Here is a 17,233-nt window from a genome sequence, read left to right on the forward strand (position 1 = left end):
TTATTATGCTATAACACAAAAATTCATCTGTTTAAATTTTCTGATTTTATCTCCTTAATAATTTTTGTTGTGAAATTGTTTTTTGAGCTGAAGGTCCAAGCCCAAGCTCTTCTATTTCTGAACAAACCTTGTCAAACTGAAAATTTGTCAATTCAATTTCTGTTAATATGTCAAGAATTGCAGAATTTGCCATTATCTCATCTTCGTCAGATTTTGCAACTTTTATATAGTTACTGAGTTCGTTATCTGTCAATATTTTTTTTATTGTTAAAAATTTTCTAAACGTTTCATAACGATAGTGTTCAGTGTTTTTGTCGTCACTTTTGTCAAATTCTTTCAATTGCTCATTTAACACTTGCTTCGTTAAAAGTCCAAGATCAATCCACAAATTTGTATATCCTAATTTTAAAAGTCTATCCATGTAAGGTATGTTTTAAATGGTTTCTACTTAAATATATAGAAGTTTATTTTTGTGTTTATTACTTATCCTCCCTTTTCACCAACAATACTTCGCCATTCTCTAAAGAAAGATAGCCTTGTTCATAACAAAAGAAATAAACCTGACCTTTTTGTGTGGCGTAACTATGGGTATGGTAATTAAAATCGAAACCCTTTCTTAGTAATGCTTCTCGTTTGACTTTAATTTTGCCATCAGGATTTTTGGTTTTAAGAATAGCTCTATTCTTTTTTAAAATCCGATTAACCTCATTTACAAAACTATTGTCTTCCGTTCTTTTAAGGTTGTTGTAGTTTGTGCGACATTGATCGTCGCAGAATTTTTTATCAGCCCTGCCATTAATAACAGCATTGCAGTCTAGACATAATCGTTCCATACTGTTTTTGTTTTTAATAGGGGTGATGGTTAAAACTACTGAAAAATAAAATGATAAAGAATTTTATCGCAATTTTAATGCTTAAATAAGGCCCTTGTCCTCTCTCTTAATTTTGGCAGACGTGTTTAACCGTTTATACACGGTTATAACTGTTTAAAATCCGACTACTTATCTCCACTCTTTTCAACTTTGTCCTGTCGGTAGTCGTGGTGACTATTGTTTGTTAAATAGTTAGAAACTTAATTTAAAGATCATGGAAAACGTAGTAAACAAAGTAGTATTAAGCGGTTGTGCAGGTAGCGATGCAGAAATTAAAGTAGTAGCAGGTAACACTAAACTAGCCCGTGTAAATATGGCCGTAAACGAACGTTATAAAAATGCTGCAGGTGAAGAAACGAAAAAAACACATTGGTTTTCATTAACCTTTTGGGGTGCTAAAGCAGATATAGCAGAGTTAAAGATTAAGAAAGGGACGTACTTTTCAATTGAAGGCAGATTACAAAATAACAATTATGAAGCAAAAGATGGTACTAAACGCTATAGCACAGAAATAGTGGTAGAAGAGGTGGTAATCAAAGAAGCGGAAATTGCGGGCTAGTGCTGGGTTTATAAATTGGGATGTTTGTCTGCTAATGAACAGCATACAAACATCCTCTTTTAGTATTCAATTATAGTTTAAAATATCAATCTCCAATTAAATACATTATCCACTTCACCAACCTTTTCGAAGTGGTTGTGTTCTAATATCCCAAATGATGCAGGGTTATCTTTTGCAGTTTGAGCAAATATAGACTTCACATTTTCCTGACTTTTTGCCCATTCAATCATGCGGCCAACACCTTCGGTCATATAACCTTTGCCTCTAAAATCTTCGTAGGTTCCATAACCAATTTCTATTTCGCCATTTTCATCAGGTTCACCCACAAAGCAGATATCACCAATCATTTTATTTTCCGTTTTTAAAATGAGTGTCCACAACGTAGAGAACAAATGGTTTTTACCTGTGTCAGCTACGTTTGGTAAAATGGTTTCTTCTAAAGCTTCTTTAAGTGCAGGAGAAATTATTTTGTGCGTAGGGTTTAGCTGCAACTCCTCTTCTAAGGAATTATCGTTCTTAATATATTTTACTAATTGGTCGTGAGTGAGCGGTTGTAAAATGAGGCGTTTGCTTTCGATCATAAGGTTTAGTTCCAAATTTCATTTTGATTGGTCAGGATTAGTGGAATGCCATCCGTAACCATAATGGTGTGTTCATGTTGTGCTACAAATCCGCCGCGGTTACCTACTAATGTCCAGCCGTCTTTTTCAGTATTGGCGATGGTAGACTTGGTTGATATAAATGTTTCTACAGCAACGGTTGTATTCTTTCTGAAACGTTCAAAGTTATAACGATCTTGAAAGTTGGCAATTTCATGTGGTTCTTCATGTAAACTTCTGCCTACACCATGGCCTGTTAAATTTTTAATTACGGTGTAACCAGATTTCTTTGCTTCAGTTTCAATCAGCCTTCCAATCTCAGAAATTTTAACGCCGCCTTTTATTTGGCCTATGGCTTTCTTCAAGATGTTTTTAGAAGCGGTCACTAACTTTTGGTATTGATAAATATCTTCGCCCAACACAAAAGAACCTCCATTGTCTGACCAGAAACCATCTAATTCTGCAGATACATCAATGTTCACTAAATCGCCTTCTTTAAATATCTTTTGTTCGCTCGGAATACCATGTGCAATTTCATTATTCACGCTAATACAAGTCCAACCAGGGAAGTCATAAGTTAAACGCGGAGCAGATTTTGCGCCGAGATCATTTAAAATGCTACCGCCAAAATCATCTAATTGTTTAGCACTCATGCCTGGTTTCACATAAGCTCGCATTTCTTTGAGCGTAATGGCTACAGCATCACTTATTTTTTGCATTCCTGCAAGTTCTTCGGCATTAGTTATCGACATAATTCTATTTATTAAGCAAAGATATGGCTTTTTCTAAAAGTTCATCCCTACCTTCTTGTATACCTTTAACGGTTGGCTTCACTACAATGTTTGGTATAATTCCAATTCTTTGTGTTTCTCTACCATCAGGATAATACACGCCAATTTGTGTATAGCTCGAACCTATTCCTCCGGGCAAGGTAATCGGCATACCTACACTACCATCTGCTCCTGCAGTTTGACTGCCTATTACCAAAGTGTTTGGTCGTGTACTTAATGCCATCACCGATAATTCGGCCAAGCTTTGCGTTTCTTCATTCACCAGAATAATGACTTGCCCTTTGTAATTGTCTGTTCTAGCTATTCCAATTCTGGCTTGTGCCATGTATTCATAAGACATGTAGGTAAATAATCCTGGAGTTTCGGTACTTCCTTGTGTATATCGGGCGATATCCATCGGCTTTGTAAATAAATATTTTCCAATGTCCCAAGCAAAATCTGTTGGTTTAGGATAGGTGCGCATATCAATAATTATCCCTTTAGCTTTCATGGCTAAAGGCATAACAGAATTTAAGCGTTTGCCTAACCTACCAGGATGAAAATAGGCAACGTCATTAATTATCTTAAAACCTGTATCGGTTGCTGCAGGTTTTTTATAATTGGTTCTGTTAAAAGGATAACATTTTAAAGTTGTAGTTGCAGATTGATTATTTCTAAGATAACTTACTTTCATCAAGGTATCGTTGGTCCTTAAAAGCAGTTGTGCCATTTTTCTTAATTTGGTTGGATAGTTTGATGCAGACATGTATGGCAATTTTTCTTTCATCAGCTGTGCTACCGGAACTGTATTAATGGTTTGTATTACATCGCCTCTCTTTAACGAATTGGTGCCAACTATTTCATCATTGCTGTAAGTAACAACAGGTTCATTATTCACAAAAACGATTTCGATATTTGGGGCCATTGTACCATAAAAAGTTCTAAAGGCATTGTCGAAAGGGGAAAGATCTGCGTGTGAATCGCTAATCTCTGCCACCAAAGCAGCTGCGGTAAGTTTATATGTTAATTCATCTTTAGCAGCTATAAATTTTGGTAAGTATTCTTTTAAGATGTTTCCCCAGGGTTTATCTGTTAAGTTTCTATAGGGAGCGAAATATTCTATGCTGCTCCAAAATCTAAATAAGGCTAACACTCTATAACCATCATCTGGGTATTTAAAACTACGGTAAGGATCTTCATTTTTAAATATGGCAACAGGCGTTTCGGCATCGTATAATTTTACATAATAACTTTCTTCCGTTCTATCTGCTATTTTGATTTGGTTAATCTGGTCGATTAATTTTTTGCTCAGTCCTGAAGTTGTTACCCAGTCGAAATTTGGTTTGTATTTGATAGCTGCTGCAGGAATTACTTTTGGAGTAAGGGTTTTAAATGGACCGAGACCATTTATCCAATTGGATAAAACTACATTTCGCTCTGCGTCGTTCTTTACAGCAAGAACTTTGGGAATAATCCTAAATAGTTCGAAATCCCAATTGTAATTTCCTTTAGCAACAGCCGGATGATGATATTTTAAAAAGCTCCATAGTTTACCCAGCACTGCCAAATTGGTAATTTGCATGGGTGTTAAGTTTTTCAAACTGAGGTTTGAACCTGCAGTAAACTCTTTATCTAAAGAAGCTTTAGGTTTTTCTTTTTCAGTCGGATTTACTGTTTGAGCTTTATTGGTAACCACAAAAAGCAAGAGGAGTAGGGTAAGGAGTTTTGTTTTCATCAAGTTCTTTTTATAAGTTGACGATCTTGTATATCAAATGGTTGCATCAATATAGCAATAGTTTTACGCATATGGTTTGTCCATCATCAAAACCAATTTAACATTACCATGTTATTAAATTCATTCGTTTATTTTATCTTTAGGCGATTTTAGCCAACCGGTCAAAAATCCAATCGAAATTAATATTAACAAGCAATATCATATGTCAAAGATTATCTATACCAAAACAGATGAAGCGCCAATGTTGGCTACCTATTCATTTTTACCAATTGTACAAGCTTTTACCTCTTCTGCAGGTATTGATGTAGAAACTAGAGATATTTCATTGGCAGGAAGAATTTTGGCAAATTTCCCAGAGTTTTTAAAAGACGATCAAAAAATTGGTGATGCCTTAGCTGAACTTGGTGCATTAGCTACTACGCCAGAAGCGAATATTATCAAATTACCAAATATTTCTGCTTCTATACCACAATTGGTAGATGCAATTACTGAATTGCAAGCACAAGGTTATGCGTTGCCAAACTATCCAGATAATGCGCAAACTGAAGAAGAAAAAGCAATCAAAGCTAAATATGGCAAAGTATTAGGTTCTGCTGTAAATCCAGTTTTACGTGAAGGAAATTCGGATAGAAGAGCACCAAAAGCAGTTAAGAATTATGCAAAAGTTAATCCACACTCAATGGGAGCATGGTCGGCAGATTCTAAAACAAGAGTAGCAAGCATGAGCGAGGGAGATTTTTATGGTTCAGAGAAATCTTTAACCGTAGCAGAAGCCACTCAATTTAAAATAGAATTTGTAGCCGAAGATGGTTCGGTAACAGAGTTAAAAGGCTTAGCTAATTTAAAAGCTGGTGAAGTAATTGATAGTTCTGCCTTAAGTCTTTCTGCATTAAAAGCATTTGTGGCGAAAGAAATTATAGCTACCAGAGCAGCCGGAACATTATTGTCTGCCCACTTAAAAGCAACGATGATGAAGGTTTCTGATCCGCTTATTTTTGGTGCTATTGTAGAAGTATATTTTGCAGATGTATTTACAAAATATGCTGATTTATTTAAGGAATTAAACATCGATACGAGCAATGGTTTAGGGGATGTGTACGCAAAAATTGCAGGTCATCCGAAACAAGCTGAAGTTGAGGCAGACTTAGCAAAAGCCATTGAAAATGGTCCGGCCTTAGCAATGGTAAATTCTGATAAAGGGATTACTAATTTGCACGTACCATCGGATGTGATTGTAGATGCTTCGATGCCTGCCATGATCCGTACTTCTGGTCAGATGTGGAATGCGGCTGGTAAACTTCAAGATACAACAGCTCTAATCCCTGATCGTTGTTATGCAGGTGTGTATACTGCAACAATAGACGATTGTAAAGCCAATGGTGCTTTTGATGTGACTACGATGGGTTCTGTTCCGAATGTAGGTTTAATGGCTCAAAAAGCTGAAGAATATGGTTCTCATGATAAAACTTTCCAAGCAAAAGCAAATGGTACTATTCGTGTAACAGATGCAAACGGAAAAGTTTTCTTCGATCAGAAAGTAGCAAAGGGCGATATTTTTAGAATGTGTCAGACTAAAGATGCACCAATTCAGGATTGGGTAAAGTTAGCGGTAAACAGAGCTCGTTTATCGGCTACACCAGCAGTTTTTTGGTTAGATGAAAATAGAGCACATGATAGAGAAATCATCGCTAAAGTGAAAAAATATTTAGCTGATCATGATACTAATGGGTTAGATATCCAAATTCTTGCTCCTGTAGAAGCGACTAAATATACTTTAGAAAGAATTAGAAAAGGACAAGATACAATTTCAGTTACAGGAAACGTATTACGTGACTACTTAACAGATTTATTCCCGATTTTAGAATTAGGTACATCTGCAAAAATGTTATCTATTGTTCCTTTAATGAATGGTGGTGGTTTATTCGAAACAGGCGCTGGTGGTTCTGCTCCAAAACATATTGAGCAGTTTATAGAAGAGGGATATTTACGTTGGGATTCGCTTGGTGAGTTCTTAGCTTTACAAGCTTCATTAGAGCATTTAGCGCAAACACAAAATAATGCAAAAGCTCAAGTTTTAGCTGATGCATTAGATGAAGCAAATGCGAAATTCTTAGCTACAGATAAGTCTCCAGGAAGAAAGCTAGGCACAATTGATAATCGTGGTTCGCATTTTTATTTGGCTTTATACTGGGCTGAGGCATTAGCAAACCAAACAAAAGATGCAGATTTGAAAGCGAGATTTACACCACTTGCAAAAGCATTAACAGAAAATGAATCTAAAATAGTTGATGAGTTAATTGGCGCACAAGGTAAGCCACAAAATATTGGTGGTTACTATCATCCAAATGATAGCTTGGCAAGTAAAGCGATGCGTCCAAGTGAAACATTGAATAGTACTTTGGCAAGTTTGTAATCTAATTGGCTTAACTAGTTTTAATAAAAAAGTCGCAGCATTTGCTGCGACTTTTTTATGGTCAATTCTTTCTTAATCTTTTAAGATGATATCAGATCAATTCATTCCGTTTTTAAGTGCTAATTAAAATTTTTATCTCCTTAAAAGATGATTTTTTAAGGTTTCTTGAATGACTAGGTTTGCCGATTAATTTAATCTTGTAATCTAGACAACAATGAGAAAGAATATTCTTTATAGTTTAATTGCCCTAATGGGTTTATTTACAGCTTGTAAAAAAGGAACTGATCCTAAGCCGGTTGATCCTATTGTAATTGCTGATCCATATAAGAATTCACGTCCAATAATGCTAACTAGCGATGATGGTACCTCATTGAAATATTATTATAATACTGAAAATCAAATTATTAAAGTAGAGTATTTTAACAAGCCTGGGGTTGTTTACAGTTCTCAGAAAAGCACTTACTCAAATGGTAGGCTTGTTCAAGTTTTATTAGAAAATGTTAATTCAATAAAATATGTAACTGATTATAAATATCAAGGCAATACAAATCTTATTGAGAGTACAAATTTTACTGCTACTGATTATCAAAACCCTGCCAGCCCAGTAGTTACTTTAACAAGTAGTCAAGAGTATAGCTACTTAGGTGGAAATATTTTCAAAATAACAACCAAAAATGTTGACAATGCTCCTACCATGATTAATACATTTACGTTTAGCTTAAAAGGTGGAAATCCATTTGTAACAACAGATTATATTCCACAATCAATAAATGGTATTCCAGCTTCTGATTCATATCATTCAACAATAGAATATTATAAAGATATAATAGATCCAGTTTATTATTTCTTTACAAATTCTACAATTGCAAGTAAGTTTATACAAAAAAATGGAACATTCAGTGCAAATAACAGCAGTTACAACCAAACTTATGAATTAGACGATTTGGGTAGATTAAAAACTGTAACAGCAGTAACATTAAATAATTCCATTACTCAAAGCGTCGTTAAAACTACTTATACCTACGAAAGTTATTAAATAGCAAGTTTATATCATCTACATATGTAAGTTCAAAAGCCCAAATGCAATGCAAATGGGCTTTTTTCATAGTTTAAAAAATCAATTTATAACCCTGTCCTCTAAAGTTTAAAATAGCTATTGAAGAATCTTGCTTTAGGTATTTTCTTAGTTTGGTTATAAATACATCCAAACTTCTACCAGAGAAATAATCATCATTTCCCCAATGTGTTAAGAGCAATTCTTGTCTTAAAACCATTTGTTCATGGCGGGTTTGTAGCACATTTAATATTTCTGCTTCACGGAAGGTTAGTTGCTTCTTTGAACCTTTGTAAACTAAAACTCCTTCTGGATAGTGGAATACATATTCTCCAATTGCAAATGGACCTGTTTTCTTTAACTCAATGGGACGAGTGTTTACAATTCCCAAAAGTGACCTTATTCTAATTATCAACTCCTCCATACTGAAGGGTTTTTTAAGGTAATCATTAGCCCCACTTTCAAATCCATTTACCACATCTGTAGGCAATGATTTTGAGGTTAAAAATAGGGCAGGCGTTGTTAGATCTTTACTTCTAATTTTTTTCAATAATGAAAATCCATCCCCATCTGGTAACATTACATCTAAAATTAATAAATCGAACTTAGTTGAAGAATGTGCCTGTAAACCTTCGGCAACTGTAGCTACATGCAATACATCAAAGCCTTTGCTTTCTAAACTTTCTTTAATAATTTCAGCAAGAGCAGGTTCATCTTCTACAAAAAGAATTTTTAAATTACTCATAAAGGCCATCCCAATTTTAATTCTGTTCCGTGTTGATTGCTCTGAAGGCTGTACCAACCCTTATGCTGTTCCATAATTTGTTTAACATAGTTTAGGCCCAATCCATAGCCTTTAACAGACTGCACGTGGTGTTGTTTAGCTCTATAGAATTTCTCAAAAACGAACGGCATGTCCGATTTATCTATTCCGGGACCGTTATCTTTAATCACTGTAACGAAATAGTCTGACTCTAGTAACAATGTGATGTCAATTTCTATCTCGTCTCGTCCGTATTTAATTGCATTGTCTATCACATTAGCTATCGCGTGTTGAAATTGTGATTTATCTGCAAGTATTTCAACTATGCCTGTGTTATTGTTTAGTGTAATTTTTACTTTCTTGGCAGTAAGGCTGTATATATCAATAATTTCATTTATAATGATTTCAATTTGGATTTTCTCTTTTTTAATTTCATCAATCCCTGTGTCGTAAAGTGATATTTTTAATATTTTATCAGTTAATTCACTAATGCGATTTAATTCATTCTTAGCATGTTTCAAATAGCGTGTTGCCTTCTCCTCGTCATCTCTTACAGCCTGTTGATTTAACGCTTCAATGGCGAGCATACTTGTTGCGAGAGGTGTTTTAAATTCATGTGTAATGTTACTAATGAAGTCGTTTTTTATGGCAGATAGTTTTTTCTCTTTTCTCAAACTTTTCAGTAAATAATAAAGACAGAAAGCAATTAACAATACTAAAAATATAGAGCTGAAAAGAATCAACCACATATTAGATAAGATGTAGGGAAATGGATCTTTGAATAAAACACGGATATAATTTTGCCCAGGATTATGATTATAGGTAGGGAGTGAATGTGTAATGATAGGATACTTTTTTAACAGTGATTGTTTAAAAGTGCTACTATTGGTTGTGCTGTCCTTTCTTTTGGCGTAAAAGTTATACTTTACAAAAATTGATTTATTAGCTAGATATTTATTTAGAATTGGGCGCAAATTAGCGGTATCAAATTCCATTTTGTTAGTAAGGTCTAGCATATACTTGCCCAACTCTTGCGTTCTGTAATATATTATATGATTATTGAGGTCTTCATTCCTAAGTAATTCCGAAAATCTCTGAGCAATAAGAGTGGTCATTTGTTTTTTATTCTCCTCTTTGATCATAGTATTTACGTCATGAAGAGAAAAGGAACTCGAAAATTTATCTTTTGGATTTTTTGTTTCGCCAACTGTATAAATAACCCTTTTATCTTTTTTGTCGAGCCTACTTGTAATGGTAAATAAAGCGGTGTCTAATAGTTTTCTCTTTAAAATGTTTTGAATGCTATCAGCTCTAAGGCTAAATTCTTTTTTAAAGGCATCTTCAAAAACTAGGTTTACCTCTTTTTCAAAATTTTGCTTGGTGATATTATAGTATTTGCTAATCCAGTAAACTTGCAGCCCTAAAAGGATAAGCATGGCTGTAAAGCAAAGTGCAGGAAGTAATTGATGTTTTTGCCGCATGATCAAATCTAATCATAAAGCTGTTTATTACGCTGCTGTTAACATAATATAACATTCGATAACATGTTGTTAACCCTCTTTTATTGGGACAATAATCACATTTGTATCAAAGAAAATAAATATGAAAAAAATAGTTAGTTATATATGTTTCCTGTTTCCAATTTTTGCTTTTGGTCAAGGTATGGTGTTAAAATCTGGAGATCAGTTTCCAAATATTTCGATTAATCAACTAATTAATGCGCCTGTTAAAAATATTAACCTAAGTGAAAGCAAGGATAAAAAGTTTTACATTCTAAATTTCTGGGGAACCTGGTGTAGTCCTTGCATACCAGAAATGGATGAATTAACTAAACTGCAAAAAGCCAATGCTAATAAGCTACAGGTAATCGCAATTTCTGACGATGATCCATTAAAACTTCAGAAATATCTTAAAAATAAACCTACCAGCATTTGGCTGTCAACTGATACCAGTTATTTGTTTTATACTTTATTCAATTTAGCTTCAGTAAGTCAATGTGCTATTGTAAACGCTGATAAGAAAATTGTAGCGGTAATGAAAACACACTCGATTACACAAGGATTATTAGATAGTTTATATTCAGGAAAGAGGATCGTGTCTAATGCTGATATTAAAGAAAAACCTATAAATACCTCATCAGATATTTTTGCTGTGGACTCTACACTAGCGTCAAATTTTACGGTACGAAGTTATATGATTGGTCAACAATCAATGGGAAAAAGATATGCAGGGAAGAGTGTTTTTGCAAAAAGAAGACGAAGCTTTATCAATACAGGAATAATTTCTTTGTATAAAGATGCCTACAATATCGTATCAAATAATCAAATTATTTATGAAGTGGATAAGAAAAAAATTGATAATTATAGTGATAAGAACACTTTGTATTGTGTAGATATTTTGGTTAGACCAGAAGAAAAGGACAGTCTGAATGTTATTCTCCAACAAAAATTAAATGCCGTTTTACCTGTTAAAGCTAGAATTGAATACAAAACTATCCCTGTGTATGTGATAACCGATAATGGTTTTAAGCTGCCAACTTCTACTAAAGAAACGAGTTATGGTTTTAGCGGTCGAGGATATGAGGGTGAGGCAGTTACCATTGTTGACTTTGCTAACGATTATTTGAGCAATGAACTTTCTTTGCCAGTTGTGGATGAAACCAATTTAAAAGGAAAGTTTGATATTAAAACTGCTATAGAAATGCGAACTCAAGAGAATGTAATTAAATCTATCGAAGCGCTGGGGTTAAAAATTGAAAAATTAGAGCGTAAAATGAGAATGATGGTATTATATTAATTTGAGCAATATTAGCCCAAACTAAATACATTATTTTAACAACTAATTAGTAATTGTTTTGAGCTTTAATCAAAACAATTACTTTGTGCATTTCGTTATATTTATAGAATTAATCGAAAAATTATGAGCACAAATTCAAATAACAATCCGCAAAAAGCCACAGATAAATTGCATCCAAGTGATCTTGGAGAAACAAAAGATTTTAACGATTTATCTTTTGATGAGGAAAAACAAAGTTACGAGCTAGATGTAAAAGGAGAGGATAAAGATTATGATCACCCTATGCCTTATGAAACTGTAGCTACAGGATCTGTAGATGATAATTCTACTTTCGACGAAGCTAATCCTTATGTAGGTGATGAGTATGCAACTGATGTGGAGAAAGTAAATGATAAATTAGATGAGCTTGGTATGCACGTTGATAATAATGGAGATAGTGTCTTGTTAAGTCCGGAAGATGAAATTTTATCTAGAACTCCAGAAGATGAAAGAGATGATTTAGATGAAGAAGGCTATCCTAAAAATGATGCGCCGAATGCGAATTAGTGGGTGACTAACAATTAAGGATTAATATCCAAATTGAAGCGTTTTCGCATTTCTTCCAGCTGTGGATTTTTCTCAATGAGGTAGCTATATTTATCTTTATTGGTGTAAATACGTTTCTTTTGGGTGTTCTCTGCTCTTCTCGAAACAATTTGTAAATCGAAATTTTTTAACGCAGTGCGAAGAAAGTTTAACAATTCAATTTTTTCATCTTGAAGTGTACTTTCCAAAGCTAAATTTTCTACCAATACTGTAATTTCCGTGCCATTTAAAATCGGATCATTATTCATTAAAGTATAGAGATGAATTTTGTCAGCATCTTTGGCTTTTTGTGTATAGATTTTCCAAAATTCTAAAAATTGCTCTTCAGTAAATTCTTGCTTTTCATTCCCAGTTGCATATTGCGGACCTTTATCTTCCTCGCCATTTGCAACACGTTCCAAATCTGTTAATGACGGAATTAGTGAAGTAATTTTGGTAGTATGTAAAGGTTGAATTTTAATAGATCCACTTAAGGGTTTATTAACCGAGGGTGTTTTAGGGATTTGTATAGGAATTTCTGTTGGTAAAGCAACATCTAAATGATCTGGTAAATCTTGCAAATCTTCCTGCTCAAGAAAATCTTTTAGATCATTAATCGTAGCGCTTTCAACTTTTAGCTTCTCACTGTCAACTTCCCGACTTCCCGACTTCTCAACTTCCTGACTTTCTAATTTGTTAGGAGTTTTTTTTTTATCCTGATCTAGGTCAGTTGCTCTTGGTTGTTGCGCTAATTGTATCACTGATGGAATGTGACACATTTTAATTAACGTTAACTCGACTTGCAAACGCTGATTTTTACTGTTCTTGTAAATTAAATCGCATTGGTTAGCCAAATTTAAAGCTGTTAAGATAAAACTAAGGTCAGTTAATTTACTTTGGGCTAAATATTTTTGCTTGATGTTTTCACTTACCTCTAACAATTGCAACGTTTGACTATCTTTCCCTACCAATAAATTTCTAAAGTGACTAGCCAAACCATTGATGAAGTTATTGCCGTCAAAACCATTATTTAAAACTTCATTAAATAATAATAAAGTCTGACTTACATCTCCACTGCTTAAAAAATCAACTAGTTTAAAATAGTAATCGTAATCTAAAATATTCAGGTTATCAATTACTGCCTTGTAGGTTAAATTTTTGTTGGTATAACTTACAATCTGATCAAACATAGAAAGCGCATCACGTAAACCACCGTCTGCCTTTTGAGCAATGATATGTAAACCATCGCTATCTACCGAGATATTTTCTCTTGTAGCAATTTTGTTTAAATGATTAGCAATGTCTTCTACTTGGATACGATTGAAATCAAAAATCTGGCAACGAGATAAAATCGTCGGTAAAATTTTATGTTTCTCTGTAGTTGCTAAAATAAAAATAGCGTAAGATGGAGGTTCTTCTAATGTTTTAAGGAATGCATTAAACGCATTTGCAGAAAGCATATGAACCTCATCAATAATATAAATTTTGTATTTCCCTGCTTGTGGTGGTATGCGTACTTGTTCAATCAAACTCCTAATGTCATCAACAGAGTTGTTAGAAGCGGCATCTAATTCATGGAAATTAAAAGAATGTCCAGTCTGAAAAGAAATGCAACTTTCGCAAGTTCCACATGCTTCTTGTTCAGGTGTCAGATTGGTACAGTTAATTGTTTTTGCTAAAATACGGGCACAAGTAGTTTTCCCAACGCCACGTGGACCGCAAAACAAAAATGCCTGAGCTAACTGATTATTTTTAATGGCATTTTGTAAAGTGCCCGTAATATGCTGTTGGCCAACTACAGTTTCGAACGTAGCTGGACGATATTTACGTGCCGAAACAATAAAATTTTCCATCGCAACGAAAATAGGAATTTTTGTTGGATGTTCGAATGATGAAATGCTTGAATGTTGAAAAGTTGAATTGAAAAGACGGAGTTGGAAAATCCGTTTAGTAAAAGCAATATCAGGCCTACCTAGTTTTAGGTATTTTTTAAAAATACGTAGTACTACGGATAAATTATTAAGGATAGATGCCGATTTTTGTATTCAAATAATACCTACTATGGAAAGACTAATTGCGTTTTTGAAATTAATGGGCGGATTTGCTGTTTACCTCTATAAATTAGCTAAATAAGACGGTCTAATTAGGTAGCAAGTACTTGTCTAAAGAATTAATTAGCATTTTCGGTCAACTTTGTAACTATGGGCATAACTTTTAAGTCTTAAAAGTAAAAACCCAAATATGAAAAGAAAATTACTATCTGCGTTGCTACTTTTAGTATTAAGTATAAGCGTAAATGCTCAGGTTGACACCGTAAATGCTATAAATAACAAGTTATTACTTCAAAATTTAAAAGAAGGAACCCATACTTATTTGGTTTATATGACTGACTCTTTAATGGCGAAGAGAAGTATTGGAGATATTTGGAAAAGAACAACTAAATTCACTACATTTCATCAACAACCAGTGGTAGAGTTTAAATGGGAATGGCTGCATGCTGATAGCACATTCGCTACTATCATTAACATCTGCGATCGTAAAACATTAGCGCCAATTTATCATTATGCAAATTATAAAGGGCGTGGCGTTTTTGCTCATGATTTTCGTGATGGTTTCATGATCCCAACAGACACTATTAAAAATAACATGGCAACTAAGAAAACGAAGGTAGCATTAACCATTCCAATTATAAGCTGGGAGCAAGATTTAGAAACCTATGCTTTATTGCCAATTAAAAAAGTAGGTCAGAAATTCGACATCTCATTTTTCGATCCAAATGAGGTCAAGCCAAGTTACCACACCTATGAGGTGGTGGGCAAAGAGGATTTGGCCATAAATAGTGAGATGAAGGTGAAATGTTGGTTGCTTAAAATTAAATACACACCAGATAGTTATGCTACATTTTGGTTAACTGAAAAGAATAAAGAAGTGGTTAAAATGCAAGAATATTTTAAGGGTAAGTATAGAGTTAAGGTGTTACAATATTAATTCAAAAGCATTCATTATCAGATTTCTAACTTTACAGCTTAAGGACTACATGTTTTCTTTATAACATTTTGATTTTAAGAATAATCTCACTACATTTGTGCCTCCTAAAAAATGGGCATTCCTTTGGAACAACCCGTCTTATAGGAAAATAAATTATAAATCACTTTAAAAAACAATGATGAATCAGTACGAAACTGTTATCGTTCTTACCCCGTTGTTGTCAGAAGATGTTGCGAAAGAGGCATTAGCTAAATTCAAAGGCATTATTACTGATAGCGGAGCCGAAATTATCGCAGAAGATAATTGGGGTTTGAGAAAATTAGCGTATCCGATTGAAAAAAAAGCAAGCGGATTTTTCCACCTTACAGAATACAAAGCTGAAGGGGAATTAATTAACAAGTTAGAGTTAGAATTGAAACGCGACGAGCGTGTTTTACGTTTCTTAACTGTAAGATTAGATCGCCATGCGATTGCTTATAGCGAGAAAAAACGCAGTGGAGCTTTTAACAAAAAACCTAAGAAAGAGGAGGCTGGAGCATAATGGCAAAGGATCAAATACAATATGTTACCGCTCCAAAAGTGGACGATAACAGAAAAAAATATTGCCGTTTTAGAAAAAATGGCATCAAATATATTGATTACAAAGACGCAAACTTCTTGTTAAAATTCATCAATGATCAAGGTAAAATTTTACCTCGCCGTTTAACTGGTACTTCATTGAAATTTCAACGTAAAGTGGCTCAAGCGGTTAAACGTGCACGTCACATCGGTTTGTTACCTTTCGTTACTGACCAATTAAAATAAGCGCAGAGAGATGGAAATTATTTTAAAGCAAGATATCAAATCACTAGGTGAGAAAGATGATATCGTTACAGTAAAACCAGGGTACGGTCGTAATTATCTAATTCCACAAGGTTTTGGACAATTGGCTACACCATCTGCTAAAAAAGTATTGGCAGAAAACTTAAAGCAAGCTGCTTTTAAACAAGATAAAATTAAAAAAGATGCTGAGGGCATTGCTGAACGTTTAACTGATGTTAAATTAAGCATTGGTGCTAAAGCTGGCGAAACAGGTAAGATTTTTGGTGCTGTAAACACTATTATGATTGCTGATGCATTAAAAGCTAAAGGTTTTGATGTAGATCGTCGTCGTATTACTTTCGAAACTGAACCTAAAATGGTTGGCGAATATGTTGCTAACTTAAACTTGCACAAAGAAGTGAAAGTTAAAGTTTCTTTCGAAGTTGTAGCTGAGTAAGCATTTGTCATCCTAAGGATGTCGAAGGATAACAAAAATAATTTAACCGTTCTTGAAACTCAAGAACGGTTTTTTTATGTTCCTTAATTCCCAATACTAACTCTTTATCCTTTTTATTACCTTTATCCCAATGGCAAAAAGAAAAGCAAAATCCACCAATTCAAAAAAACAATCTTTGCTAAAACGCATTAGCATAATTGCTGGTAAAGTGTTGTTATGGTTTTTTCTTGTAAGTGTAATTTGGGTCTTAGCTTATCGCTTTATCAATCCACCAACTACTTTATTAATGATACAGCGTAACTGGGAACGCAAAGCGGATAATAAACCAAGAAAAATGGCTCAAAAATGGGTTAAGTTCGAAGATATTTCTGATAATATGAAACGAGCTGCAGTATCTGCCGAAGATCAACTCTTTTTGCAACATATGGGTTTTGATATTAAAGCTATCGAAAAAGCATATGCAAGTAACGCTAAAGGCAAGAAGGTAAAAGGCGGAAGTACTATCTCACAGCAAACTGCTAAAAATGTGTTTCTTTGGCCAGGTAGATCATACATTAGAAAAGGTTTTGAAGCTTATTTTACGTTATTGATTGAATTATTGTGGAGTAAAGAGCGAATTTTAGAAGTGTATCTAAATGTAATAGAAATGGGAGACGGTATTTATGGAGCAGAAGCTGCCTCACAAGCATATTATGGTAAATCCTGTAGTAATTTATCTCGAAGTGAAGCATCCTTAATTGCAGCATGCTTTCCTAATCCACTACGATGGACACCTAAAAGACCAACAGGCTATATTAGACATCGTCAGTATTTGATTATGAGAAATATGAAAAGGTTAGGCCCACTAGACTTTTGATGTTAG

Annotated in this window: 18 protein-coding genes; 10 read left to right on the plus strand and 8 right to left on the minus strand. The window is 34.1% G+C overall.

Annotated elements, in window-relative coordinates:
• Positions 1-46: 46 nt before the first annotated feature.
• Positions 47-421 carry a hypothetical protein gene (locus tag HQN85_RS11165; protein ID WP_173272165.1) on the minus strand — a complete coding sequence of 125 codons (375 nt, stop codon included), beginning with the start codon at positions 419-421 and terminating at the stop codon, positions 47-49.
• Between the two features lie 58 nt (positions 422-479).
• On the minus strand, positions 480-833 hold the full coding sequence (locus tag HQN85_RS11170; protein WP_173272167.1) for a hypothetical protein: 354 nt from the start codon (positions 831-833) through the stop codon (positions 480-482).
• A gap of 253 nt (positions 834-1,086) precedes the next feature.
• Here HQN85_RS11170 and HQN85_RS11175 point away from each other — a divergent pair, with 253 nt between their 5' ends.
• Complete coding sequence (locus HQN85_RS11175; RefSeq protein ID WP_173272169.1) at positions 1,087-1,431, plus strand: single-stranded DNA-binding protein; 345 nt, start codon at positions 1,087-1,089, stop codon at positions 1,429-1,431.
• A 77-nt stretch (positions 1,432-1,508) separates the two neighbouring features.
• On the opposite strand, the gene HQN85_RS11180 is transcribed toward HQN85_RS11175, so the two are convergent.
• Genes HQN85_RS11180 through HQN85_RS11190 form a run of 3 tightly spaced genes read right to left on the minus strand, consistent with a single transcriptional unit; the run spans position 1,509 to position 4,535 of the window.
• Positions 1,509-2,012, minus strand: a complete 504-nt coding sequence (locus HQN85_RS11180) for a GNAT family N-acetyltransferase (RefSeq protein ID WP_173272170.1) — start codon at positions 2,010-2,012, stop codon at positions 1,509-1,511.
• 5 nt (positions 2,013-2,017) lie between these two features.
• A complete protein-coding gene (map, locus tag HQN85_RS11185) occupies positions 2,018-2,782 on the minus strand; it encodes a type I methionyl aminopeptidase (RefSeq protein WP_173272172.1) in 765 nt (254 codons plus the stop codon).
• Positions 2,783-2,786: 4 nt separating this feature from the next.
• Positions 2,787-4,535: a S41 family peptidase gene (locus HQN85_RS11190; protein WP_173272174.1), complete on the minus strand. Its 1,749-nt coding sequence runs from the start codon at positions 4,533-4,535 to the stop codon at positions 2,787-2,789.
• Between the two features lie 202 nt (positions 4,536-4,737).
• Here HQN85_RS11190 and HQN85_RS11195 point away from each other — a divergent pair, with 202 nt between their 5' ends.
• Entirely contained in the window at positions 4,738-6,948 is a 2,211-nt protein-coding gene (locus tag HQN85_RS11195) for an NADP-dependent isocitrate dehydrogenase (protein ID WP_173272176.1), read from the plus strand.
• A 214-nt stretch (positions 6,949-7,162) separates the two neighbouring features.
• A complete protein-coding gene (locus HQN85_RS11200) occupies positions 7,163-7,984 on the plus strand; it encodes a hypothetical protein (RefSeq protein WP_173272179.1) in 822 nt (273 codons plus the stop codon).
• Between the two features lie 73 nt (positions 7,985-8,057).
• Here the strand turns inward: HQN85_RS11200 and HQN85_RS11205 are convergent, their stop codons facing one another.
• Complete coding sequence (locus HQN85_RS11205; RefSeq protein ID WP_173272181.1) at positions 8,058-8,747, minus strand: response regulator transcription factor; 690 nt, start codon at positions 8,745-8,747, stop codon at positions 8,058-8,060.
• Positions 8,744-10,246: a sensor histidine kinase gene (locus tag HQN85_RS11210; RefSeq protein ID WP_173272182.1), complete on the minus strand. Its 1,503-nt coding sequence runs from the start codon at positions 10,244-10,246 to the stop codon at positions 8,744-8,746. Before HQN85_RS11210 ends, HQN85_RS11205 begins: the two co-directional genes overlap by 4 nt.
• 121 nt (positions 10,247-10,367) lie before the next feature.
• Between HQN85_RS11210 and HQN85_RS11215 the strand changes: the two genes are divergently transcribed.
• Together HQN85_RS11215 and HQN85_RS11220 are read left to right on the plus strand one after the other, a co-directional pair.
• Entirely contained in the window at positions 10,368-11,561 is a 1,194-nt protein-coding gene (locus tag HQN85_RS11215; protein WP_173272183.1) for a redoxin family protein, read from the plus strand.
• A 123-nt stretch (positions 11,562-11,684) separates the two neighbouring features.
• Positions 11,685-12,107, plus strand: coding sequence for a hypothetical protein (locus HQN85_RS11220; RefSeq protein WP_173272185.1), 423 nt, complete (start codon positions 11,685-11,687; stop codon positions 12,105-12,107).
• 14 nt (positions 12,108-12,121) lie between these two features.
• Here the strand turns inward: HQN85_RS11220 and HQN85_RS11225 are convergent, their stop codons facing one another.
• Complete coding sequence (locus tag HQN85_RS11225; RefSeq protein ID WP_173272186.1) at positions 12,122-13,978, minus strand: DNA polymerase III subunit gamma/tau; 1,857 nt, start codon at positions 13,976-13,978, stop codon at positions 12,122-12,124.
• Positions 13,979-14,366: 388 nt separating this feature from the next.
• Here HQN85_RS11225 and HQN85_RS11230 point away from each other — a divergent pair, with 388 nt between their 5' ends.
• From HQN85_RS11230 to mtgA, 5 genes are all read left to right on the plus strand, one after another.
• Positions 14,367-15,113, plus strand: a complete 747-nt coding sequence (locus HQN85_RS11230; RefSeq protein ID WP_173272188.1) for a DUF3108 domain-containing protein — start codon at positions 14,367-14,369, stop codon at positions 15,111-15,113.
• A 178-nt stretch (positions 15,114-15,291) separates the two neighbouring features.
• On the plus strand, positions 15,292-15,654 hold the full coding sequence (rpsF, locus tag HQN85_RS11235; RefSeq protein WP_173272592.1) for a 30S ribosomal protein S6: 363 nt from the start codon (positions 15,292-15,294) through the stop codon (positions 15,652-15,654).
• Positions 15,654-15,917, plus strand: a complete 264-nt coding sequence (rpsR, locus tag HQN85_RS11240) for a 30S ribosomal protein S18 (RefSeq protein WP_055132310.1) — start codon at positions 15,654-15,656, stop codon at positions 15,915-15,917. The genes rpsF and rpsR overlap by 1 nt, the downstream gene beginning before the upstream one ends.
• 10 nt (positions 15,918-15,927) lie before the next feature.
• Positions 15,928-16,371, plus strand: a complete 444-nt coding sequence (gene rplI, locus HQN85_RS11245; protein WP_173272189.1) for a 50S ribosomal protein L9 — start codon at positions 15,928-15,930, stop codon at positions 16,369-16,371.
• A 130-nt stretch (positions 16,372-16,501) separates the two neighbouring features.
• Positions 16,502-17,227 carry a monofunctional biosynthetic peptidoglycan transglycosylase gene (gene mtgA, locus HQN85_RS11250; RefSeq protein WP_173272191.1) on the plus strand — a complete coding sequence of 242 codons (726 nt, stop codon included), beginning with the start codon at positions 16,502-16,504 and terminating at the stop codon, positions 17,225-17,227.
• Positions 17,228-17,233: the final 6 nt, after the last annotated feature.

The sequence above is a fragment of the Pedobacter boryungensis genome (assembly GCF_013204825.1).
GTDB classification, from domain to species: Bacteria; Bacteroidota; Bacteroidia; order Sphingobacteriales; family Sphingobacteriaceae; genus Pedobacter; species Pedobacter boryungensis.

Coding starts and splice junctions, on each gene's coding strand:
- HQN85_RS11210 (WP_173272182.1), bottom strand. CDS start 10,246: ATGCGGCAAAAACATCAATTACTTCCTGCACTTTGCTTTACAGCCATG.
- HQN85_RS11205 (WP_173272181.1), bottom strand. CDS start 8,747: ATGAGTAATTTAAAAATTCTTTTTGTAGAAGATGAACCTGCTCTTGCT.
- HQN85_RS11195 (WP_173272176.1), top strand. CDS start 4,738: ATGTCAAAGATTATCTATACCAAAACAGATGAAGCGCCAATGTTGGCT.
- HQN85_RS11175 (WP_173272169.1), top strand. CDS start 1,087: ATGGAAAACGTAGTAAACAAAGTAGTATTAAGCGGTTGTGCAGGTAGC.
- HQN85_RS11165 (WP_173272165.1), bottom strand. CDS start 421: ATGGATAGACTTTTAAAATTAGGATATACAAATTTGTGGATTGATCTT.
- HQN85_RS11200 (WP_173272179.1), top strand. CDS start 7,163: ATGAGAAAGAATATTCTTTATAGTTTAATTGCCCTAATGGGTTTATTT.
- HQN85_RS11215 (WP_173272183.1), top strand. CDS start 10,368: ATGAAAAAAATAGTTAGTTATATATGTTTCCTGTTTCCAATTTTTGCT.
- HQN85_RS11170 (WP_173272167.1), bottom strand. CDS start 833: ATGGAACGATTATGTCTAGACTGCAATGCTGTTATTAATGGCAGGGCT.
- rpsF (WP_173272592.1), top strand. CDS start 15,292: ATGAATCAGTACGAAACTGTTATCGTTCTTACCCCGTTGTTGTCAGAA.
- HQN85_RS11230 (WP_173272188.1), top strand. CDS start 14,367: ATGAAAAGAAAATTACTATCTGCGTTGCTACTTTTAGTATTAAGTATA.
- HQN85_RS11190 (WP_173272174.1), bottom strand. CDS start 4,535: ATGAAAACAAAACTCCTTACCCTACTCCTCTTGCTTTTTGTGGTTACC.
- mtgA (WP_173272191.1), top strand. CDS start 16,502: ATGGCAAAAAGAAAAGCAAAATCCACCAATTCAAAAAAACAATCTTTG.
- rplI (WP_173272189.1), top strand. CDS start 15,928: ATGGAAATTATTTTAAAGCAAGATATCAAATCACTAGGTGAGAAAGAT.
- HQN85_RS11180 (WP_173272170.1), bottom strand. CDS start 2,012: ATGATCGAAAGCAAACGCCTCATTTTACAACCGCTCACTCACGACCAA.
- HQN85_RS11225 (WP_173272186.1), bottom strand. CDS start 13,978: ATGGAAAATTTTATTGTTTCGGCACGTAAATATCGTCCAGCTACGTTC.
- map (WP_173272172.1), bottom strand. CDS start 2,782: ATGTCGATAACTAATGCCGAAGAACTTGCAGGAATGCAAAAAATAAGT.
- HQN85_RS11220 (WP_173272185.1), top strand. CDS start 11,685: ATGAGCACAAATTCAAATAACAATCCGCAAAAAGCCACAGATAAATTG.
- rpsR (WP_055132310.1), top strand. CDS start 15,654: ATGGCAAAGGATCAAATACAATATGTTACCGCTCCAAAAGTGGACGAT.